Source organism: Deinococcus phoenicis, from assembly GCF_000599865.1.
In the GTDB taxonomy this organism is placed as follows: Bacteria; Deinococcota; Deinococci; order Deinococcales; family Deinococcaceae; genus Deinococcus; species Deinococcus phoenicis.
In genome coordinates this window covers 132,644-152,888 of sequence record NZ_JHAC01000017.1, presented here as the reverse complement: position 1 = coordinate 152,888, position 20,245 = coordinate 132,644, and the positions used below count along the sequence as shown (strand labels likewise).

16 protein-coding genes are annotated in these 20,245 nt (G+C 68.4%); 12 read left to right on the top strand and 4 right to left on the bottom strand.

All coding sequences use genetic code 11. The annotated features are described in order from the left end of the window. Positions 1 to 34: 34 nt before the first annotated feature. Both DEIPH_RS05815 and DEIPH_RS05810 read left to right on the top strand, forming a co-directional pair. Positions 35 to 505 carry a hypothetical protein gene (locus DEIPH_RS05815; RefSeq protein ID WP_034355267.1) on the top strand — a complete coding sequence of 157 codons (471 nt, stop codon included), beginning with the start codon at positions 35 to 37 and terminating at the stop codon, positions 503 to 505. A gap of 53 nt (positions 506 to 558) precedes the next feature. Continuing rightward, entirely contained in the window at positions 559 to 1,065 is a 507-nt protein-coding gene (locus DEIPH_RS05810; protein ID WP_051517181.1) for a DinB family protein, read from the top strand. A gap of 62 nt (positions 1,066 to 1,127) precedes the next feature. Here DEIPH_RS05810 and DEIPH_RS05805 read toward each other — a convergent pair whose 3' ends face one another. After that, entirely contained in the window at positions 1,128 to 1,502 is a 375-nt protein-coding gene (locus DEIPH_RS05805; RefSeq protein WP_034355264.1) for an MliC family protein, read from the bottom strand. Positions 1,503 to 1,628: 126 nt separating this feature from the next. Between DEIPH_RS05805 and DEIPH_RS05800 the strand changes: the two genes are divergently transcribed. The 6 genes from DEIPH_RS05800 (at position 1,629) to DEIPH_RS05775 (ending at position 11,661) form a co-directional block, all read left to right on the top strand. After that, the gene (locus DEIPH_RS05800) at positions 1,629 to 2,603 is read left to right on the top strand and encodes an ABC transporter substrate-binding protein (RefSeq protein WP_034355261.1); all 975 of its coding nucleotides are present in this window, start codon (positions 1,629 to 1,631) and stop codon (positions 2,601 to 2,603) included. A gap of 206 nt (positions 2,604 to 2,809) precedes the next feature. Continuing rightward, complete coding sequence (locus tag DEIPH_RS05795) at positions 2,810 to 3,556, top strand: hypothetical protein (protein WP_034355258.1); 747 nt, start codon at positions 2,810 to 2,812, stop codon at positions 3,554 to 3,556. A 215-nt stretch (positions 3,557 to 3,771) separates the two neighbouring features. Continuing rightward, the gene (glgX, locus tag DEIPH_RS05790) at positions 3,772 to 5,931 is read left to right on the top strand and encodes a glycogen debranching protein GlgX (protein WP_034355255.1); all 2,160 of its coding nucleotides are present in this window, start codon (positions 3,772 to 3,774) and stop codon (positions 5,929 to 5,931) included. A gap of 251 nt (positions 5,932 to 6,182) precedes the next feature. Continuing rightward, on the top strand, positions 6,183 to 8,000 hold the full coding sequence (gene treZ / locus DEIPH_RS05785; RefSeq protein ID WP_034355252.1) for a malto-oligosyltrehalose trehalohydrolase: 1,818 nt from the start codon (positions 6,183 to 6,185) through the stop codon (positions 7,998 to 8,000). Further along, positions 7,997 to 10,846: a malto-oligosyltrehalose synthase gene (gene treY / locus DEIPH_RS05780; protein ID WP_051517180.1), complete on the top strand. Its 2,850-nt coding sequence runs from the start codon at positions 7,997 to 7,999 to the stop codon at positions 10,844 to 10,846. The genes treZ and treY overlap by 4 nt, the downstream gene beginning before the upstream one ends. 128 nt (positions 10,847 to 10,974) lie before the next feature. Continuing rightward, positions 10,975 to 11,661: a Bax inhibitor-1/YccA family protein gene (locus DEIPH_RS05775; protein WP_034355250.1), complete on the top strand. Its 687-nt coding sequence runs from the start codon at positions 10,975 to 10,977 to the stop codon at positions 11,659 to 11,661. A 69-nt stretch (positions 11,662 to 11,730) separates the two neighbouring features. Here DEIPH_RS05775 and treS read toward each other — a convergent pair whose 3' ends face one another. Continuing rightward, entirely contained in the window at positions 11,731 to 13,392 is a 1,662-nt protein-coding gene (treS, locus tag DEIPH_RS05770; RefSeq protein ID WP_034355247.1) for a maltose alpha-D-glucosyltransferase, read from the bottom strand. A gap of 124 nt (positions 13,393 to 13,516) precedes the next feature. Between treS and DEIPH_RS05765 the strand changes: the two genes are divergently transcribed. The 4 genes from DEIPH_RS05765 to DEIPH_RS05750 all read left to right on the top strand — a co-directional run bounded on the left by DEIPH_RS05765 (position 13,517) and on the right by DEIPH_RS05750 (position 18,128). Next, the gene (locus DEIPH_RS05765; protein ID WP_034355244.1) at positions 13,517 to 14,407 is read left to right on the top strand and encodes a metal ABC transporter solute-binding protein, Zn/Mn family; all 891 of its coding nucleotides are present in this window, start codon (positions 13,517 to 13,519) and stop codon (positions 14,405 to 14,407) included. A 102-nt stretch (positions 14,408 to 14,509) separates the two neighbouring features. Then, the gene (locus DEIPH_RS05760) at positions 14,510 to 15,232 is read left to right on the top strand and encodes a metal ABC transporter ATP-binding protein (protein ID WP_034355241.1); all 723 of its coding nucleotides are present in this window, start codon (positions 14,510 to 14,512) and stop codon (positions 15,230 to 15,232) included. Positions 15,233 to 15,317: 85 nt separating this feature from the next. Continuing rightward, positions 15,318 to 16,127, top strand: a complete 810-nt coding sequence (locus tag DEIPH_RS05755) for a metal ABC transporter permease (RefSeq protein WP_034355238.1) — start codon at positions 15,318 to 15,320, stop codon at positions 16,125 to 16,127. A gap of 420 nt (positions 16,128 to 16,547) precedes the next feature. After that, positions 16,548 to 18,128: an ABC-F family ATP-binding cassette domain-containing protein gene (locus tag DEIPH_RS05750; protein ID WP_235183182.1), complete on the top strand. Its 1,581-nt coding sequence runs from the start codon at positions 16,548 to 16,550 to the stop codon at positions 18,126 to 18,128. Here DEIPH_RS05750 and DEIPH_RS05745 read toward each other — a convergent pair. Continuing rightward, positions 18,125 to 19,372: a TCR/Tet family MFS transporter gene (locus DEIPH_RS05745; protein WP_034355233.1), complete on the bottom strand. Its 1,248-nt coding sequence runs from the start codon at positions 19,370 to 19,372 to the stop codon at positions 18,125 to 18,127. The two genes, DEIPH_RS05750 and DEIPH_RS05745, sit on opposite strands and share 4 nt — an antisense overlap. Positions 19,373 to 19,586: 214 nt before the next feature. Then, positions 19,587 to 20,207 (bottom strand): nitroreductase family protein, encoded by a 621-nt coding sequence (locus DEIPH_RS05740; RefSeq protein ID WP_034355229.1) that lies wholly within the window; start codon positions 20,205 to 20,207, stop codon positions 19,587 to 19,589. Positions 20,208 to 20,245 lie beyond the last annotated feature (38 nt).

Genomic DNA, 20,245 nt, shown 5'->3' with positions numbered 1-20,245 from the left:
AGGGAAGGAACGATGGGGGCGGTACAGTCGGGACATGACGGAGGACATTCACGCCCTGCTCATGGCGTACGACTCCCCAGACCCCAAAGATTGGGAAGCCCCAGCAGGCTTCGACGAACAGGAGCGGCAAGCTCTTCTGACGCAGGTGCGGACTCTGGCGGGCCGAATTGAGACACTTCTGGGCGTACCGGTCAAGTACGACGACCAGTATCAAGACGCGAGCTGTGCCGCTGACCTGTACATCAAAACCGCCGATGGGCGAGAGGCCGTGATTCGCTTCTCAAGCTTCGGGCGGATGGCCGTGATCTTCTGGTGGTCTCCAGGGACTCGTTTACCCGTTCGCAGCCCACTGGAACCGGAGCTTCTGCCTCTCGTTCAGCAAGTCGGCTTCCACGCTATCCCACCCGGAGTTCTGTCTCACCCTTATGACGGTCTTTATGGCGTGTGCTCAGGTCCATTCAACGACCCGATGACGTGGTTCGAGCGGTACTTCGACTACCTCTGAACACGGAGACGAAAGGGCGCGGGAGGTAACGATACAGGGCAGTACAGTGACCCATGACCACCGGGATGACCGACAGGGCAGACGCGGCCCTGCGTGCCCACATCCGCGCGCTGCTCACCGCGCGGCAGGCCCACGTCACGCTGGACGACGTGCTGAAGGATTTTCCCCTGGAGCGCATCAATGACCGCGGGGAGAACCTCCCCTACTCCGCCTGGGAACTCCTCTCGCACCTGCGCTTCACCCAGCGCGACATCCTCAATTTCGTGCGGGACGCCGGCTATACGGAACCCGACTGGCCCGCCGACTACTGGCCGGGCAGGAGCAGAGCGGCCACCGCAGAAGACTGGCAGGCCGAGGCACAGGCGTTCCGGGACGACCTGGCCGCGCTGCTGGGGCTGCTGGACGACCTGCGAACCGACCTGCTCGCCACCGTCCCCAACGGAGCCGCGCCCCACGGAAAGGGTCAGACGTGGCTGCGGGAATTCCTGCTGGCCGCGGACCACAATGCCTACCACGTGGGGCAACTGCTGCTGCTGAAGCGGCGGCTGGGCAGCGGTTAGGTTTCTTCCAGCAATGCGGGGGAGGCAGGCGGATTCCCGTGCCTGCGCGCCCACGCCTCATTTCAGCGCCGGGGCTTGCAGTTGGTCAGCAGGGCGCGGGTGTCGCGGGTGTCGGTGCCCACGAAGGTCTTCAGGTCGGCCTGTCCCTGATGTTCCCACCATTCCAGGCCGCCATCCGCCGTGGTGGGGCCGTACAGGCTCGCGTAGCGCGCGCCGCTGGCCGAGATCGCCTGCGAGAGGCCGTACTGCTGGCCCCGCCAGTTCAGCACCGCGAACAGGGGACCGTTCTTGCCGTAGTTCACGTAGGAAACGTCGATTTTCCTGCCGCCGTCGCAGGTGTAATGGAAGGTGCGGTAGCTGATAGAGGTGGGCGCGGCGGCACCGACACTTCCGAGCAGGGCAGCGGCGGCGGTCAGGAGCAGCACTCTGGGCTTCATGGCCCCAGGGTAAGGGAGGCCGCCGCCCCCTGTCCTCCTGACTTTACACACCATGCACATCCCGGCGGTGGCACCCGTCCAGCCTAGTTTACAAAAGAAGTAAACTTATCTGCTATCTTTTCCCCCATGAAGGGCATCCTCCTCTCTCTCAGCACGCTGGCCCTCCTCGCGGGCAGCTCGAACGCGCAGCAGGCCAGAGAACTCCGCCTGGGCGTTTTTCCCAACGTGACGCATGCCGCCGGACTGGTCGGGGTGCAGCGCGGCCTGTTCCAGAAGGAACTGGGCAACGTCAAACTGGTCGTCAAGGAGTTCGCCAACGGCTCACAGATCAACGAGGCCTTTGCGGCGGGGGCCATCGACGCGGCCTACGTCGGCCCCGGCCCGGCGATGAACGCCTTTATGCGGGGCGTGCCGATTCAGGTCTATGCGGGCGCGGCGAACGCGGGCGCGGTGCTGGTGGGACGGAAGGACAGCGGCCTGCGCAACGTGAAGGGCCTGAGCGGCAAGAAGGTCGCCGTGCCCACGCGCGGCTCCACCCAGGACATCAGCCTGCGCCACCTGCTGCACGAGAACGGCCTGAAGGCGACCGACGAGGGCGGCACCGTGACCGTCGTGCCGATCGACCCGGCCAACATGCCCGCCGCCTTCGCGGGCAAGCAGGTGGACGCCGCGCTGGTGCAGGAACCCTGGGGCGCGGTGATGGAGTCGCAGGGCGCGAAACTCCTCGCGAGCGAAAAAGCCATCTGGGCCGGCGGCAACTACACGACGACTGTGCTGGTCGTGAACACGAAGTACGCCGCGCAGAACCCGGAAGCCGTGAGGGGGCTGCTGCGCGGGCACCTCGCCGCCATCACCTTTATCGGCAAGAGCAATGCGGGCGCGCAAAAGGCGATCGCGGACCAGATCTACGCCTTCACCGGGAAGCGGCCCAACACGGCGGAGCTGTTCAAGGCTCTGGCGCGCACGAAGGTCACCTGGGACATCAACCTGAAGACCCTGGCCGAGTACGCCCAGCTCAACAAGGAGGCGGGCTTCGCGCGCGACGTGCCGGACCTGAACAGGTTCGTGGACCTGAGCGTGGTGCGCGGGCTGGCGAAGTAAGACGGCTTCCGGGAGCCGGATGAACGGCCGGTGCTCCTCCAAGCTGGTCAGGAATCAGGACGGAGTCCGTATCAGAAGCGCCCAGCCGTCCGCAAGCAGCCCAGCCAGCAGCCCAATAAGCAGCAAAGACGCAAAGCCCCGGCCCCCGCTGGGGCTTGTGTGTTGCTGGCCGCTGGACGCTGGCGGCTGGCCGCTACACTACCCCCATGACCGGACCGAAGAAGGGATCAAGAGGCCGCGCGCCCAAACGGAACATGGCGCAGGGGCGTGGTGGCGCCACCCGGGACACCACCCGGCCCGTGCAGGAGCGTTCCTCCCGCCAGGAGGACCGGGGGGAAGGCCGTTCGGCTCAGCCCAGGGCCGCGCAGTCAGGGAAGGCCCAGCCGAAGTCGGCCCAGGCCCGGCGGGAAGATGCCCGCAGCGGCGCGGCCCGGCGGGGCAGCATCAACCCGGCCCGCCGCAAACCCGGCGAGGGGGAAGAGCGCGGCGGACCGGGGGAGCGGACCTTCAAACCCGGCCCGGCCCGCCAGCTCCCACCGAAGCTGGCGAAGAAAAAGCCCCTGCCCGAACTCAAGCGGGTGCAGCTCGACGCGCCCGCCGCCGAGACTGTCTTTCGTGACCGCGACGGCGAGCGGCTGACCTTTCCCGACAGCAACCTCAAAAGAGTCGCGGCCCGCATCCTGACCGAGAAGAACAAGGCGTGGCGCTACCGGGCCTTTCCCTTCCCACTGTTCACCGACAGGGGCAACGAGCAGTCCTTCTACTTCGATTTCTACATCTACGACGCCGAGGACAGCGTGATCCGGCTTCTGCTGGTCGTGCCGTTCGAGTCGCGCGAGGTCTGGGACCGGGTGGGCCGCTTCAAGCGTCAGTACCCGATGTACACCTACGAACTCTGGACGCCCGAGAAGCTGGCCCAGCTCCAGGGGCCGCGCGGACGGCTGGGCTTCTGACAGCCCGGATTCTGACGTCGCCCCGGCCCTTGCGCCATTCTTGAGAAACGGCGTCTGCCGGGGTCTGTGTAAGCCATTTCGCGTGCGGGATGAGAGCATTCTGGTAACGTTTCCAAAGCTGGGCGGCGACTTCACGGGTTGACCGGGAGCCGCCGCTTTTTTTGTTTCCCCTCTCTTTTCCCTATTGACCGGGCCGCGTGCCCGTGGAGGCCAGCATGACGACCACCGAACCCGCTCTCCCCGTGTCTGTGGCAGACACCGCCACCTCGAACATCCTGCCCGGCAGTCCCTATCCCCTCGGCGCGACCTGGGACGGCAAGGGCACCAACTTCGCCCTGTATTCCGAGAACGCGGCCGCCGTGGAGCTGTGCCTGTTCGGCGAGGACGGCCAGGAGACCCGTTACCCGCTCACCGAGCAGACCGCCTTCGTGTGGCACGGCTATCTGCCTGCGGCCCGACCGGGGCAGAGGTACGGCTACCGGGTACACGGCGAGTACGCCCCGGAGCGGGGGCTGCGCTTCAACCCGAATGTGGTGCTGCTCGACCCCTACGCCAAGGCGCTCGACGGCACCGAACGCTTTGACGCGGGCGTGTTCGGCTACGTGCCCGGCGAAGAGGACACCGTGATGCAGCCCGAAGAGCAGCGCGGCGCGCCCCTGGGCATCGTGATCGACCCGGGCTTCAACTGGGTGGGGGATCAGAAGCCGGGTGTGCCCTTTCACCGCTCGGTGATCTACGAGGCCCACGTCAAGGGCCTGACCATGACGCATCCCGACGTGCCCGAGGCGTTGAGGGGCACCTACGCGGGCGTGGCGACCGAGCCGGTCCTGAACTACCTGCGGGACCTGGGCATCACCGCCATCGAGTTCCTGCCGGTGCATCAGCATGTGGACGACCCCTTTTTGCTGGACAAGGGCCTGACCAACTACTGGGGCTACTCCACCCTGAGTTTCTTCGCGCCGGACGTGCGCTACTCGGCGGCGGCGCGGCGCGGCGACCCGGCGGGCGCGGTGCCCGAGTTCAAGAACATGGTGCGCGCCCTGCACGACGCAGGCATCGAGGTGATTCTGGACGTGGTGTACAACCACACCGCCGAGGGCAACCACATGGGGCCGACCCTGAGCTTCAAGGGCATCGACAACCCCACCTATTACCGGCTGGTGGCGGAGAACCCCCGCTTCTACTTCGACTACACCGGCACCGGCAACAGCCTGAACGTCCGGCACCCGCAGACCCTCCAGCTGATCATGGACTCGCTGCGCTACTGGGTCACCGACATGCACGTGGACGGCTTCCGCTTCGACCTGGCGAGTACGCTGGCGCGCGGGCTGCACGAAGTCGACCAGCTCTCGGGCTTTTTCACCATCATCCACCAGGACCCGGTCATCAGCCGCGTCAAGCTGATCGCCGAACCCTGGGACGTGGGCGAGGGCGGCTATCAGGTCGGCAACTTTCCGGTGAACTGGGCCGAGTGGAACGGCATCTACCGCGACGACATGCGCGCTTTCTGGAAGGGCGAGGGCGGCTTGGCCTCCGAGATCGGCTACCGCCTGACGGGCAGCAGCGACCTCTATCAGAACGATGGCCGCAAGCCGTACGCCTCCATCAACTTCGTGACCGCCCACGACGGCTTTACCCTGCGCGACTCGGTGACCTACGAGCACAAGCACAACGAGGCGAACGGCGAGGGCAACCAGGACGGCCACAACCACAACCTCACCTGGAACTGCGGCGTGGAGGGCGAAACCGACGACCCGGAGATCAACCGGCTGCGGCGGCAGCAGCAGCGCAACTTCCTGGCGACTCTGCTGCTGGGGCAGGGCACGCCGATGCTGCTGGGCGGCGACGAGATCGGGCGCACCCAGGGGGGCAACAACAACGCCTACTGTCAGGACAACCCCATCAGCTGGTACGACTGGCAGAACGTGGACGCGGACCTGCTGGCCTTTACCCGCAAGCTGATTGCGCTGCGCAAGTCGCACCCGGCGCTGCACCGCCGCAAGTTCTTCAGTGGCCGCACCATTCGCGGCGAGGACGTGCGTGACATCGTGTGGCTGCGTTTCGACGGCCAGGAGATGAGCGACGCCGACTGGAACAACCCGCAGACCCAGTCGCTGGGCATGTTCCTCGATGGCGGTGGCCTGGACGATGTGGACGCGGGCGGCCAGCCCCTGCACGACGACCACCTGCTGCTGCTGCTCAGCTCCTCCTACGTGGATCTGCCTTTCCGGCTGCCGGAACTGGGCGGCTGCCGCACCTGGGACCTGCTGCTCGACACCAGTGACGACGCCGCCGAGGAAACCCTGGACGCCGGCCAGGAAACGTCCCTGCGGGCACGCAGCGTGAAGCTCTACCGCTGCGCACGCCACCCCTAGCACCCGCCCCTTTACTCGTCCCAGGCGGATGGGGAGCGGAAGCCTACAGAGCCTGCCTGTTCAACACAGAAGTGGGCGGCCTGCGGGCGTTCATCCGCGACGAACAGGCTTTCTTCATCGTTTTCTGTTGCGTCCTACAGCCTCGGGCCAGCGACCTTGAGCCTCGGCTCACCTGTGGCTGACCCGGCACCCCTACCCTGACCCGTTTGCCGCCGTTCGACCCCGGACGGGCGGCCTGGAAGGAGCCTTGCATGACGACCTCTCCGAAGGATCACCCGACACCCGAATCCGCCTCCGACACCCTCGCCACCCGGCTGGGTGCCCACCTGCTGCCCGGGGGGAGCGGCACCCGCTTTCGCGTCTGGACCACCACGGCGCGGGAGGTCGGCGTGCGCGTGAACGGGGTCGTTTACCCCATGCCCGCGCTCGGGGACGGCTTTTTCGAGCTGGTCGTGCCCGTCCAGGTAGGGGCGCGCTACCTGTTCCTGCTGGACGGCGTGCCCACGCCCGATCCCTACGCCCGCTTCCTGCCGGACGGCGTCCACGGCGAGGCCGAGGTGGTGGACCCGCACGCTTACGAGTGGCAGAACACGGGCTGGCGCGGCCTCCCGCTCTCCGACTGTGTGTTCTACGAGCTGCATGTCGGTACCTTTACCCTGGAAGGGACCTACCGGGCGGCGCTGGGGAAACTGCCGGAGCTGAAGGCGCTGGGCGTGACGGCCATCGAACTGATGCCGTTGGCGGCCTTTCCCGGCCAGCGGGGGTGGGGCTACGACGGCGCAGCGCTCTATGCCCCCTACGCGCCCTATGGCCGACCGGAAGACCTGATGGCCTTCGTGGACGCCGCGCACGGGCTGGGGCTGGGTGTGTTTCTCGATGCCGTCTACAACCACTTCGGGCCGGACGGAAATTACCTGAGCGCCTACAGCCCCCGCTACTTCACCGACCGTTTCCAGACCCCCTGGGGGGCCGGGCTGGACTACGCCGAACCGCATATGCGGCGGTACATCACCGGCAATGCCCGGATGTGGCTGCGCGACTACCGCTTCGACGGACTGCGGCTGGACGCCACCCAGGAGATGCAGGACGACTCCCCGGTCCACATCCTGCGCGAACTGGCGGACGAGGTCCACAAGCTGGGCGGCACCCACCTGCTGCTGGCCGAGGACTACCGCAACCTTCCCGAAGTGGTCACCGAGTACCACCTCGACGGCATGTGGGTGGACGACTTCCACCACGAGGTGCGCGTCACGCTGACCGGCGACCGCGACGGCTATTACGGGCCGTTCCGGGGCGGGGCGGCGGCATTGGCGAACGTGATCGACCGGGGCTGGGTCTTCGAGGGGCAGGAGTGGCCGCTGGAGAAGGCTCCACGTGGCAAACCCGCGGGCGCGCTGAACTCGCCCAGCTTCGTCTACTTCATCCAGAACCACGACCAGATCGGCAACCGCGCGGTGGGCGACCGGGTGCATCACCTGGAGCGGGTCACGCCAGCCATGTTCCGGGGCGCTTCCATGCTGCTGCTGAGCCTGCCCACCACGCCGCTGCTGTTCCAGGGGCAGGAGTGGGCCGCGTCCGCGCCCTTCCCCTTCTTCAGTGACCACCACGGCGAACTGGGCCACCTCGTCAGCGAGGGCCGCAAGAAGGAATTCGGCCACTTCGAGGGCTTCAGCGGCGAGAACGTGCTGGACCCACAGGCCGAGGCGACCTTCGAGCTGGCGAAACTGGACTGGGCCGAACGCGAGGGGGGCGAGCACGCCCGCACCCTGGCCCTCTACCGCGAGTTGCTGAGGCTGCGCCGCGAGGACGCCGTGCTGAAGGACCGTGAGCGCCGCAACCTCAGCGCCGGAGCGGTGTCTTCCGGGAATGGCGGGGACGTGCTGTGGGTGCGCCACGCCACGCAGGACGGCGCACGGGTGCTGCTGTGGAACGTGGGGCGGGAAGCGGTGGACGCGGAAAGCCTGGACCTGCCCTTCCCCCTCCCGGCGCGGGTGTTCCTGCACTCCGAGGGCCGCGAGGACCGCACGCTGGAACGCGGCGAGGCCGCCTTGCTGGGGTCCGGGGCATGACCGACCCCACACCCCACACCTCACAGCCCCCGACCCACATCCCTTCCGCCACCTACCGCCTGCAACTGCACGCGGGCTTCGACTTCGCGGCGGCGCGGCGGGTGCTGCCGTACCTGAAACGGCTGGGTATCACCGACCTGTACCTCTCCCCCGTCTGGACGAGCGCACCAGGGTCCACGCACGGCTACGACGTGACCGACCATGCCCAGGTGGACCCCGAGCTGGGCGGCGAGGCCGGCTTGCGGCGGCTGGCGGCGCGGGCGGGGGAACTCGGGCTGGGCCTGATCGTGGATTTCGTGCCCAACCACATGGGCATCCAGGGCGGCCACAACCCCTACTGGGAGGACGTGCTGACCCACGGGCAGGCCAGCCGCTACGCCCACTTCTTCGACATCTCCTGGCAGCCCCTGAAGCGGGCGCTGGAAAATAAAGTGCTGCTGCCGGTGCTGGGCGACCAGTACGGGCGCGTGCTGGAACGCGGTGAGCTGCACCTGACGCGGGAAGGCGGACGCTTCGGGCTGACGTACTGGGAACGGCAGCTGCCTCTCTCGCCCCGCACCCTCGCACCGCTGCTAGAGGAGGTGGCCGCAGAGCTGGCCCCCGGCACGCCGCACGCCGAACAGGCGGAACTGTCCAGCATCGCGCGGGCGGCGGGCAACCTGCCCCGTGCGGGCAGCGCCGACCTGACCGACGAAGGCCGCCTGGCCCGCGCCCAGGAGGGCGAGGTAATGACCCGCCGTCTGGGGGCATTGGCGGACGTGTCCCGCCCGGTCCGGGAAACCCTGGACCGCGTGGTGGAGGCCGTCAACGCCGACCCCGCCCGGCTCGACGCGCTGATTCAGGAGCAGAACTACCGCCTGGCGTCGTGGCGGGTGGCCGCTGAGCAGATCAACTACCGGCGCTTTTTCGACATCAACGATCTGGCGGCGCTGCGGATGGAAGACCCGCGCGTGTTCGCCTGGGCACACGCCAAGCTGCTGGAGCTGGTCCGGGACGGCGTGGTGAAGGGTGTGCGGCTGGACCACACCGACGGCCTGTTCGACCCCGCCGGGTATTTCCAGGCGCTGCAACGCGGCGCGGCGGAGGCGCTGGGGCGCGAGTGGCGGGAGGGCGAACCTCTTCCCCTCTACGTGGTCGCGGAAAAGATTCTGGAACCGGGCGAGCGGCTGCCGGACGGCTGGGCCGTTCACGGCACGACCGGCTATGACTTCCTGGCCCAACTGAACGGCGTGTTCGTGGACGGGACGAACGAGGAGGAGCTGACGGCCATGTACCGCCGCTTCACCGGGGACCGCGAGAGCTACGGCGACCACCTCTACCGGGGCAAACTGCTGATTCAGCGCGTGTCGTTGCCCGGTGAGGTGAACGTGCTGGCCGAGCACCTGGAACGCATCGCCGAGGCGGACCTGCGCTCGCGCGACTTCACCCTGAGTGCGCTGCGCGACGTGATCCGCGAGGTGATCGCCGCCTTCCCGGTGTACCGCACCTACGTCCGCGCGGACGGGTCGCGCGAGCCGGGCGACAACGCCAAGATCGAGCGGGCCATCCGCGACGCGCGGAGCCACAGTCGCCAGGGCCAGCGCGACCTCGACCCCAGCCTCTTCGACTTTCTGGAGGCGGTCCTCAAGCTGGACGCGCCGGACGAGGCCACCCGCGAGCGGTATGCGGGCTTCGCGCTGAAGTTCCAGCAGCTCACCGGTCCGGTGACCGCGAAGGGGGCGGAGGATACGGCCTTTTACCGTTACGCGCGCCTCCTCTCGCTGAACGAGGTGGGCGGCGACCCGGCGCTGTTCGGCACGCCGCTGCGGGCCTTCCACCGGGACGCGGGGCAACGGGCGGAACGCTGGCCCGGCTCCATGCTCGCGGGCAGCACCCACGACACGAAGCGGGGCGAGGACACCCGCGCCCGCATCAGCGTGCTGAGCGAGATGCCGCAGACCTGGGCGGCGTACCTGAGCGGCTGGTCGCCCCTGATCCGCAGCCTGGAGCGCCCGCTCGACCTGGGGCCGGCCCCCACCGCGCTCGACACCTACACCTTTCTCCAGTCCGCCCTGGGGGCCTACCCGCTGGACGGCCAGACGGACGACTTCGCCGACCGCCTGAGCGCGTATGCCCTCAAGGCTGCCCGTGAGGCCAAACTCCGCACGAGCTGGGCCGCCCCCGACCAGGAGTACGAGGAGGCGCTGGATGGCCTGGTGCGCGGGTTGCTGGCAGAGGGACGATTCGCGGAAAGTCTGCGCGAACTGCACACCCGCATCAGCCCCTACGGCGCGCAGAACGGCCTCTCGGCGGCGCTGGTACGCCTGACCGCGCCCGGCATGCCCGACACCTACCAGGGCGGCGAGGGCTGGAACCAGAGCCTGGTGGACCCCGACAACCGCCGCCCGGTGGACTACGCCTGGCGTACCCGGCTCCTTTCCCGCATCGAGAAACGCCACGCGGAAGACGGCCTGAAACTCGCCCACGATCTCCTCGCCCGCTACGAGGACGGCGGCGTGAAACTGCTGGTCACCTGGGCGGCCCTGCGAGCACGCGCCGCCTTCCCCAACCTGTTCCGGCACGGCAGCTACCGCCCCATCGAGGCCGGAAAGTACCTGCTGGCCTTTGCCAGACAGCACGGGGACGAGGTGGCCGTCACGGTCGCGCCGCGCTTCACGTATACCCTCACGCGCGAGGGAACGCCCTGGGCGCGGGGTGAAACCTGGGGCAACCGCCAACTGACCCTCCCCCGCCCCGGCACCTACGAGAACGTGCTGACCGGGCAACGCTTCCGCGCCCGCAGCGAGAAAATCCCGCTGGCGAAGGTGCTGGAGGAGTTCCCGCTGGCGCTGCTGGTGAGAAGGTAGGGGAGCCGCCAGCAGAAGACGGAAAAGCTCTGGCCTGTGCGGGGGCCTTTTTGTTGCTGCAAGCTGAGAGCTGACCCCTGACGGCTCCCCGGGAACCTTTCGCCCCGCCGCCCCGTATCCTCTTCCGTATGCAACTGACTGCTACCCGAACGGAAACTCTGGTCCGCACCTTCATGGCGCGGACGTACTCGTGGATGGCGGCGGGGCTGGCCCTGACCGCTGGGGTCGCCTACCTGACCTGGCAGAACGAGGGGCTGGCGTATCAGGTGATGAGCCTGCGGCTGCCGCTGGTGCTGGCGCAGCTTGCCCTGGTCTTTGTGCTGAGCATGTTCGCGCAGCGCCTCAGCAGCGCTGTGGCGGGTCTGCTGTTTATCGCCTACGCCGCATTGACCGGCCTGACCTTCAGCGCCCTGCTGTTCGCGTACAGCCCCAGTGCGGTGATCTCGGCCTTTCTGACCACGGCGGGCACCTTCGCCGCCATGAGCGTGGCGGGCTTCGTGATCAAGCGTGACCTCAGCGCGATGGGCCGCTTCTTCCTGTTCGCCGTCCTGGGCCTGTTCGTCGCCATGATCGTGAACATGTTCGTGGCGAGCAGCGCCCTGACGTTGGGCATCAGCATCGTCGGCGTGCTGCTGTTCGCGGGCTTGACCGCCTACGACACGCAGATGCTGCGCAACCTGGCCCTCAGCGGCATCAGTGGCGAAACCGCCGAGCGGGCCGCCATCAACGGCGCGCTGGCCCTGTATCTGGACTTCATCAACATGTTCCTGTTCATTCTGCGGCTGTTCGGAATCGGCGGCAGCAGCAACGACTGAGGAAAGCTTCCAGCCAACAAGAATGCCCCAGCGTTTGCCGGGGCATTCTTGTTGTGGCTGCCCGAAGCTTCAGTTCAGCCGCAGCCAGTAATAGTCGTACTTGCCCAGAATCATGGGATACGGCCCTTCCGCGACGGGCGGGAAGGGACTGGCCCCGGCCAGCGTCACCGGCACCCGGCCCATATACGCCGAGAGGTCGAGGTGCGCCGCCTGCGCGTTCCCGGCAAAATTGCTCACGATCAGAAGCGTCTCGTCGGGGGTGGTGCGGACAAAGGCCAGCACGGCGGGATTGCCCGACTCGATAAAGGTCAGGTCGCCGACGGCAAAGGCCGGATGGGCGCGGCGCAGTTCGAGCTGGCGCGACATCCATTTCAGCAGGCTGCTGGGGTCCTGTTCCTGCGCGTTCACGTTCACGCGCTGATAGCCGTACACCGGGTCCTGGTTGGGCGGAAAGAAGCACTGTTCGGGCAGGGCGGTGGAAAAGCCGCCGCTGATGCCCGCGTTCCACTGCATCGGGGTCCGCACGCCGTTGCGGTCGGCCAGCGAGAGGTTGTCGCCCATGCCGATCTCGTCGCCGTAATACAGGATGGGGCTGCCGGGCAGGGCCAGCAGCACGGTGGTCAGCAGCTCGACGCGGCGGCGGTCGTTGTCGAGCAGCGGCGCCAGGCGGCGGCGAATGCCCACGTTAATTTTCATGCGGGTGTCGGGCGCGTAGGCCGCGTACATGAAGGCCCGCTCGTCGTCGGTCACCATCTCCAGCGTCAGTTCGTCGTGGTTGCGCAGGAAGGTCGCCCACTGGCCGAAGCTGGGAATCTGGGGCAGGCGGCCCATGATCTCGCGGATGGAGGAAGTGTCCTCACGCTTCAGGCTCATGTACAGCCGGGGCATCACTGGAAAGTTGAAGCACATGTGGAACTCGGGCGCGGCCTCCGTGCCGAAGTACTCCACGACCTCCTCGGGCCACTGGTTCGCCTCCGCGAGCAGCAGGCGGCCCGGATATTCCTCGTCCACGACGCGGCGGAGATGCTGCAAAATGGCGTGCGTCTCGGGGAGGTTCTCGCAGTTGGTCCCCTCGCGCTCGATCAGGTAGGGCACGGCGTCCACCCGGAAGCCGTCCAACCCCAGGTCCAGCCAGAAGCGCAGAGCGTTCAGCAGTTCCTCCTGTACCTTCGGGTTGTCGTAATTGAGGTCGGGCTGTGAGGCGAAGAAGCGGTGCCAGTAGTACTTCCCGGCCACCTCGTCGTAGGTCCAATTGCTCGTCTCGGTGTCGGTGAAGATGATGCGTGCGCCCGCGTACTCGGTGCCCGTGTCGCTCCAGACGTAGTAGTCGAAGTACTCGTTGGGGCTGCCGTCGGGCAGGGTGGGGCCGCGCCGCGCCGCCTGGAACCACGGGTGATCGGAGGACGTGTGGTTGGTCACCAGGTCGCCGATCACGCGCAGGCCGCGCCCATGCGCCTCCCTTAGGAAGACCTTGAAGTCGTCCAGCGTGCCCAGGTCGGGGTGAATGCCGGTGTAGTCGGCCACGTCGTAGCCGTCGTCGCGCAGGGGGCTGGGGAAGAAGGGCAGGAGCCACAGGCAGTCCACGCCCAGGTTCTTGAGGTAGTCGAGTTTCCCGGTCAGGCCGGGAAAGTCGCCCTTGCCGTCGCCGTTGCCGTCGGCGTAGGTGCGGACCGAGAGTTCGTAGAAGACGGCGCTCTTGTACCATTCGGGGAGGGGGGCAGCCTGGGTCATGGGGCGCAGTGTAAGCCGCCCTGTGGAACCGCTGCCAGGGGGGGCAGGCCGGCCACAGCACACACCGCGAGGATGAGCCGCCATTCATCCGCACCGCTCTACTTTTTGATAAAGATAAATCATTATGCCTCTTCCCCACTTCCCGGCCTCCCTGCGGCTCGCCGTCATCCTCGCCGTCTGCGGCCTGCCCACGGCGAAGGCCGCCGCCCTGCCCGTCAGCGCGACCACCAGCATCATCGGCGACTTCGTGAAGGCGGTGGGAGGCACCCGCGTCCGCGTGAACGTGATCGTGCCGCCGGGCAGCGACGCGCACACCTTCCAGCCGACCACGGGGGCCATTCGCAGTCTGGCGGGAAGCCGGGTGCTGTTCGCCAACGGCGCGGGCCTGGAACCCTGGCTGCCGAAACTGAAGGCCGCCGCGCCCAGAGTCCCGGTGCAGGAACTCACGGCGGGCCTGAAGCTGCGGGCGGCCCCCGGTGGCCGCGCTCCCGACCCACACGCCTGGTGGGACCCGGCCCTCGCCGTGGGCTACGCCCGCAACGCCGCCACTGCGCTGATCAAGCTCGACCCCGCCGGAAAGAAAAGCTACGAGGACAACCTGAACACCTTCGTGGAGCAGGTGATCGGCCTGGACGGCTACGCCAGGAAGCAGTTCGCCACCCTCCCCGCCGCGCGCCGCCAGATCGTCACGAACCATGACAGCCTGCATTACCTCGCGGACCGCTACGGGCTGAAGGTGATCGGGACGGTCATTCCCGGCCTGGGCACCGAGCGCGAACCCAGCGCCCGCGAACTGGCCGGGCTGATCCAGGCCGTGAAGAAAAGCGGCGCGCGCGTGATTTTCACCGAGAACACCGTGAACGCCCGGCTGGCCCAGACCCTCGCCCGCGAAACCGGCACGAAGATCGCCCCGCCGCTCTACACCGACGCCCTCGGCCCCAGCGGCAGCGCGGGCGACACGTACCTGAAGGCGTTCCGGGCGAACGTGGACACGATGGTCAGGGCGCTGAGGTAGGGAGGCGGTGTGCCGGGCGCGGGACGCGGTCAAGAGCTTGTCCCGTCCAGCTTCTTGATTCCGCCCTCGCAATATCAACTCCCCGCGCGCTATGCTGCCCGGATGCTGGGTGTGGAGAACCTGACGGTGCGGTACGGCACCCATCTGGCGCTGGAAGACGCGACGGTGCAGTTCGCGCCGGGCACCTTCAGCGCCGTGATCGGGCCGAACGGGGCGGGCAAAAGCACGCTCCTCAAGACGCTGGTGGGCCTGAATGCGCCCACGGCGGGCGAGGTGGTGTTCACGGAGGGGGGCAGCGCGCGGGACGACGTGGCCTACGTGCCCCAGCAGCAGACCCTGGACTGGGCCTTTCCGGTGACGGTCTGGGACGTGGCGATGATGGGCCGCACCGGGCGGGTGGGCTGGCTGCGCTGGCCGGGCCGCACCGACCGCGAGCGGGTGGCGGACGCCCTGCGGCAGACCGGCGTGTACAAGCTGCGCGGGCGGCACATCGGCGCCCTGAGCGGCGGGCAGCGCCAGCGGGTGCTGCTGGCCCGGATGCTCGCGCGGGACGCCCGCGTGCTGCTGCTGGACGAACCGCTGACCGGGGTGGACGCGGCCACGCAGGAGCAGCTGATGGCCCTGCTGCGCGCCCAGGCCGACGCGGGCCGCGCGGTGGTGATGGTCACCCACGACCTGGAGCAGGCCCGGCGCTGGTGCGATCACCTGGTGCTGGTGAACCGGCGCGTCGTCGCGGACGGCACGCCCGCCGAGGTGTACACGCCGCACAACATCGAGGCCACCTTCAGCTCCAGCCACCTCGGGCACACCCACGCGGAGGCGTGAAGCAGATGGCAGAGCAGACGGCAAACCGCGCGCCGCATCCCGCACCCCACTGTCCCACCGACCACCCGACGCCGAAGGCGACCCCATGCACCTGCTGACCGACCCCCTGCAATTCGACTTCTTCGTGCGGGCGCTGCTGGCGGTCGTGCTGGTGAGCGTGCTGTGCGCGCTGGTGGGCGCGTGGGTGGTGCTGCGCGGCCTGAGCTATATCGGGGACGCGATGAGCCACGCCGTCTTTCCGGGCATCGTGGGGGCGTTTCTGGCGGGCGGGAATCTGCTGGTGGGCGCGCTGGTCGCCGCCGTGCTGACGGCCCTGGGCATCGGGGCCGTTGGGCAGCGCAGCGGGCTGAAGCAGGACAGCGCCATCGGCATCGTGTTCGTGGGGATGTTCGCGCTGGGCGTGGTGATGCTCTCGCGCGCGCCCACCTTCACCACCGACCTCAGCAACTTCCTGATCGGGAACCCGCTGGGGGTCACGCCGGGCGACCTGTGGAGCGCGCTGGGCGTGACGGTGCTCGTGGGTGCCCTGCTGACCGCCGTCCAGAAGGAACTGCTGCTGGCCTCCTTCGACCCCACCGAGGCCCGCGCCACCGGTCTGCCAGTGCGTGGGCTGAACAACCTGTTGCTGATCCTGATCGGGCTGGTGGTGGTGCTGACCGTGCAGCTCGTCGGCACCACCCTCAGCGTGAGCCTGCTGATCACGTCCAGCGCGGCCGCCCGCCTGCTGGCCCGCAGCCTCAAGAAGATGATCGGGCTGGCGGCCCTGCTGGGCACCGTCGGCGGCGTGGTGGGGCTGTACCTCAGCTACTTCCTGAACACCGCGCCGGGCGCAACCATCGTGCTGGTCAACACGGCCATTTTTCTGCTGGCGCTGACGCTGCGCCGGCGGGAGTGATACGACCTTCGGACTGGTCGGAGACGAATCCGGGCTGAGCGAGACGAAGACCGGCGGGCGGCGATAGACCAGGAGCAGGTCTGCTTCCGCCCCTTCCTGCAAGAAGGGCAAAGGGCCGCCCCTGAGCCTGTGGAGAAGATCCGGTGGCTTGCCCGGATGTTCTGGAATCAGAGAGTTGGTCTGACTCGGCCATCTGGCGGAGCCTGTGCGCCCCGCCCGTGCGCTAACCTGACCGCAGCGGTCCGGGTTGCCCGGCGCTCCTGCCTTCCTCCATTCAAAGGATTCCCGGTCTTGCGCCTCCTCCCCCTGCTCTGAAACCGGCTTGAAGCCACGTCCCGCCCGGTCCCGGCGATCCGGGAAAGGTGGGACGGCTCGCCCGCAGGGGGTGACCGTTTGTTGCGGTTGAATGGAGTCGCGCGCGTGTTCGGCGACCGGACGATTTTTGAGGCGGTGGACTTGGAGATCGGTGCGGGCGAGCGGCTCGCGCTGGTCGGAGAAAATGGCGGCGGTAAAACGTCGCTGCTGCGCGTCATGGCGGGCGTGGACCCGCCGGACGCGGGAACGGTGTGGCGAACGGGACGGGTGGCCCTGCTGGCCCAGCACGCCGGCACCGGGACGGGCACGGTGCTGGACGCGGTGACCCCGGAAAACCTGCGGGCGGCGCACCAGGCGTTCAATCTCGCCTCGGCCCGGCTCACCGAGGGCACGGACGAGGCGCTGAGCACCTTTGCCGACGCCGAGGAAACGTACCGCCTGGCCGGTGGCTACGACTTCGGGGCGCGGGCCGCCAGCGTTCTGCATGGCCTGGACCTCGACCCGCAGGCGGTCGCCGCGCGGCTCTCGGGCGGGCAGACCCGGCGCGTGATGCTCTCAAGGCTGCTGCTCTCGCCCGCCGACCTGTACCTGCTGGACGAACCCACCAACCACCTCGACGCCGGCGGCGCGGCCTGGCTGGAAGGCTGGATTCGTGCATCGGACGCGGCCTTCGTGCTGGCGAGCCACGACCGCGCCTTTCTGGACGCGGTGACGACCCGCACGGCGGAGCTGGAACGGGGGCGGCTGACCGTCTATCCCGGTGGGTACACGGCGGCGATGGAGGTGAAAGCTGGGCTGCGGGAGGCCCAGGAGCGGGACCATGCGGCGTACCGGCGCAAACGCGAGGCGCTGATGCAGGAACAGGGCCGCCTGCGTTCGGCGGGCGAGAGTGCCGGGAAGTTCAACCACCGCCGCGCCGGGAATCAGGCCCTGCTGCCCGCGAAGAACAAGGCCGAGAACGTCTCCAACACGCTCGCCGGGCGTGCCCGTGCCCTGGACCGTCAACTGGAACGCCTGGACGCCCAGGCGGGCGACAAGCCCTTTCAGGACCGCCGCACCGTCCGGCTGGACCTGCCGGACGCGCCTCCCGGCCCCGCGGAGGTCCTGACCGTCCGTGACCTGACCGTGACGCGCGACGGGCACGAAGTCCTGTCCGGCGTCCGGCTGGACGTGCGCCGGGGCGACCGGATCGCCCTGACCGGGCCGAACGGCGGTGGCAAAAGTACGTTGCTGGCGGCCCTGCTCGGCACCTTGCCCCACACGGGAGAGGTCCGCTGGGGCCAGGGCCTGGGGGTGTACGCGGCGGGCCAGCACGGCGAGGAACTGGCGGACGTGGCAACGGTCGGGGAGGCACTGCTGGACGCCAACCCCGTCCTCACGCCGCACCAGCTCCACGAGGTCGCCGCGCAAGTGGGCCTTCCCGGCGGCCCCGACTTTCCTGTCCCCGGGCTGTCGGGGGGGCAGCGCACCCGCCTGAGCCTCGCGCGGCTGAGCGTGACGCGGGCGCAGGTGCTCGTGCTGGACGAACCCACCAATCACCTGGACATCCGGGCCATCGAGGCGCTGGAGGGCCTGTTGCTGACTTTCCCCGGCACGGTGCTGCTCGCCAGCCATGACCGCACGCTGGTGGGCCGGGTGGCCACGCGGGTCTGGGAGGTGGGCGGGGGCGGTGTGCGGGAGGGTTAGTCTCCGCCCACCTCTGCGCCGGCCTCCGGCCTCTGTGCGGGCATCCGCCGCAGCACGCTCCAGACCAGCAGTGTCCCGAGAACGGCGAAGGCCGCCCCCATCAGGAACGCCGCGCCGGGCAGGCGGAAGGGTGCGCCGCCGCCGTTGAAGTACGCGAAGACGGCGGTGGCGACGATGGGGCCGACCACGCCCACCAGGCTGTTCAGGCTGGTGATCGCGCCCTGCACGCGCCCCTGCTCGGTTTCGCTGACCTGACGGCTGATCAGGCCTTGTAGGGCGGGACCGGCCAGGCCACCCAGCGCCCCGAAGACCAGCGAGAGGTACAGCAGGGGCGAGGTGCGCGCGAGGCTCAGCACCAGGAATTCCCCGACCGACATCACCAGCCCCAGCAGGATGGTGCGCCGCTCGCCCAGCACCTGAATCGACTTGCCGATCAGCCCGGCCTGCACGCCCGCCGTCAGCAGGCCGAAAAAGGCGAGCGCCACGCCGTTCTGCGCGGGCGACCACCTCAGCACCGCCTCGGTGTATAGCACCCAGGTGCTGAAGATCACCTGCCCCGCCAGCCCCAGCAGCACGAACGTTCCCGCGAGGTTGCGCGTGATGGGGTACTCGGTGAGTGCCTTCAGCGGCGTGAAGGGGTTCAGGGCCTGGCGGCCCAGTGCCCGGCCGCGTGCCGAGGCGGGTAGCGATTCGGGCAGCACGAACAGGCCGTACAGGAAGTTCAGCAGCGTGAGGCCCGCCGCCACCAGGAACGGGAGACGCAGCCCGAAGTCACCCAGCAGGCCGCCCAGCGCCGGCCCCAGGATGAACCCCACGCCGAAGGTCGCCCCCAGCAACCCGAAGTTTTTTGCCCGGGCTTCGGGCGGGGACACGTCGGCGATGTAGGCGTTCGCCACCGTCAGGCTCGCGCCGGTCACCCCGGCCACGATCCGGCCCACCAGCAGCCACCCCAGGCTCGGCGCGAAGAAGAGCAGCAGGTAATCGAGCGCCATTCCCAGCATGCTCAGCAGCAGCACGGGCCGCCGCCCGTAGCGGTCCGAGAGCGTCCCCAGAATCGGCGCGCACAGAAACTGCATCACCGCGTAGGCCGCCGTCAGCCACCCGATAAAGCGCGCGCCCCCCGCCTCCGACCCCGCGAGGTCCTTGACCAGTCCCGGCAGCACCGGAATGATCAGGCCGATGCCCATCACGTCGATCAGGGCGGTCAGCAGAATGAAGATCAGGGCAGCGGGGCGCCGGCGCATAACGGTCCACTCTACCCGCCGGGAATCCGGGGAGGGATAGCGCGACTGGCTTACGGGACGGCGCCAGACGGTCAGCGGCACCCGCCCATTCGTCTCCCCGGCTTGTACTGGGGCGTGTGTTCGCTCGGCACCGGTCAGAGGAGGGGTTCGGAAACCAGCAAAAACCGCCCCCGGTCGGGAGCGGCTGCTGGCTGGACGCCGGGGGCTGAACGCTTCAGTAGAAGGTGGCGATGCGCTCGACGCTGTGGCGGTGGTGCGGGAAGCCTTCTTCCGCGCGCTTGCCGATGGGCAGCATTCCGGCGAACTGCACGTGCGCGGGCAGGCCCAGGAGTTCCCTGACCTTCTCGGGGTCGAAGCCGAGCATGGGCACCGTGTCGTAGCCCAGGCCGCGCGCCGCAACCATCAGGAAACCGAAGGCGATGTTCGCCTGGGTCAGGCCCCACTGGCCGCGCTGGGCCACGTCCTGCTGGACGAAGTTCTGGCGCAGGCCCTCGGCGCGGGTCTTGATCTGCTCCTCGCCCATGCCGGGGTGGACGGTCTCCTCGGCACGCGCCAGCACGTCTTCCATATCGCTGTAGACGACGATGACGGCGGGGGCGCTGGTCACCTGGGCCTGGCCGTAGGCCGCTTCCTGAAGTTTCGCCTGGAGTTCGGGGTTCTGAATCACGGCGAAGCGGGTCGGCTGCACGTTGTTCGCCGTGGGCGCGAGGCTGGCGAGGCGCAGGATTTCGCGCAGGTCCTCCTGGTTCATGGGTTCGGGCACGAACTTGCGGACGCTGCGGCGGGTCTGGATGGCCTCGGTGACGGTCAGCGGACGGGTGAGGGTCGCGGTCATGGCGAAAGGTTATCTCCACCAGTTTAGAATGTCAAGTG

Excerpts from the sequence above, each read along its gene's own strand:
- DEIPH_RS05815 (WP_034355267.1), top strand. The coding sequence starts at position 35 with ATGACGGAGGACATTCACGCCCTGCTCATGGCGTACGACTCCCCAGAC.
- DEIPH_RS05810 (WP_051517181.1), top strand. The coding sequence starts at position 559 with ATGACCACCGGGATGACCGACAGGGCAGACGCGGCCCTGCGTGCCCAC.
- DEIPH_RS05805 (WP_034355264.1), bottom strand. The coding sequence starts at position 1,502 with ATGAAGCCCAGAGTGCTGCTCCTGACCGCCGCCGCTGCCCTGCTCGGA.
- DEIPH_RS05800 (WP_034355261.1), top strand. The coding sequence starts at position 1,629 with ATGAAGGGCATCCTCCTCTCTCTCAGCACGCTGGCCCTCCTCGCGGGC.
- DEIPH_RS05795 (WP_034355258.1), top strand. The coding sequence starts at position 2,810 with ATGACCGGACCGAAGAAGGGATCAAGAGGCCGCGCGCCCAAACGGAAC.
- glgX (WP_034355255.1), top strand. The coding sequence starts at position 3,772 with ATGACGACCACCGAACCCGCTCTCCCCGTGTCTGTGGCAGACACCGCC.
- treZ (WP_034355252.1), top strand. The coding sequence starts at position 6,183 with ATGACGACCTCTCCGAAGGATCACCCGACACCCGAATCCGCCTCCGAC.
- treY (WP_051517180.1), top strand. The coding sequence starts at position 7,997 with ATGACCGACCCCACACCCCACACCTCACAGCCCCCGACCCACATCCCT.
- DEIPH_RS05775 (WP_034355250.1), top strand. The coding sequence starts at position 10,975 with ATGCAACTGACTGCTACCCGAACGGAAACTCTGGTCCGCACCTTCATG.
- treS (WP_034355247.1), bottom strand. The coding sequence starts at position 13,392 with ATGACCCAGGCTGCCCCCCTCCCCGAATGGTACAAGAGCGCCGTCTTC.
- DEIPH_RS05765 (WP_034355244.1), top strand. The coding sequence starts at position 13,517 with ATGCCTCTTCCCCACTTCCCGGCCTCCCTGCGGCTCGCCGTCATCCTC.
- DEIPH_RS05760 (WP_034355241.1), top strand. The coding sequence starts at position 14,510 with ATGCTGGGTGTGGAGAACCTGACGGTGCGGTACGGCACCCATCTGGCG.
- DEIPH_RS05755 (WP_034355238.1), top strand. The coding sequence starts at position 15,318 with ATGCACCTGCTGACCGACCCCCTGCAATTCGACTTCTTCGTGCGGGCG.
- DEIPH_RS05745 (WP_034355233.1), bottom strand. The coding sequence starts at position 19,372 with ATGCGCCGGCGCCCCGCTGCCCTGATCTTCATTCTGCTGACCGCCCTG.
- DEIPH_RS05740 (WP_034355229.1), bottom strand. The coding sequence starts at position 20,207 with ATGACCGCGACCCTCACCCGTCCGCTGACCGTCACCGAGGCCATCCAG.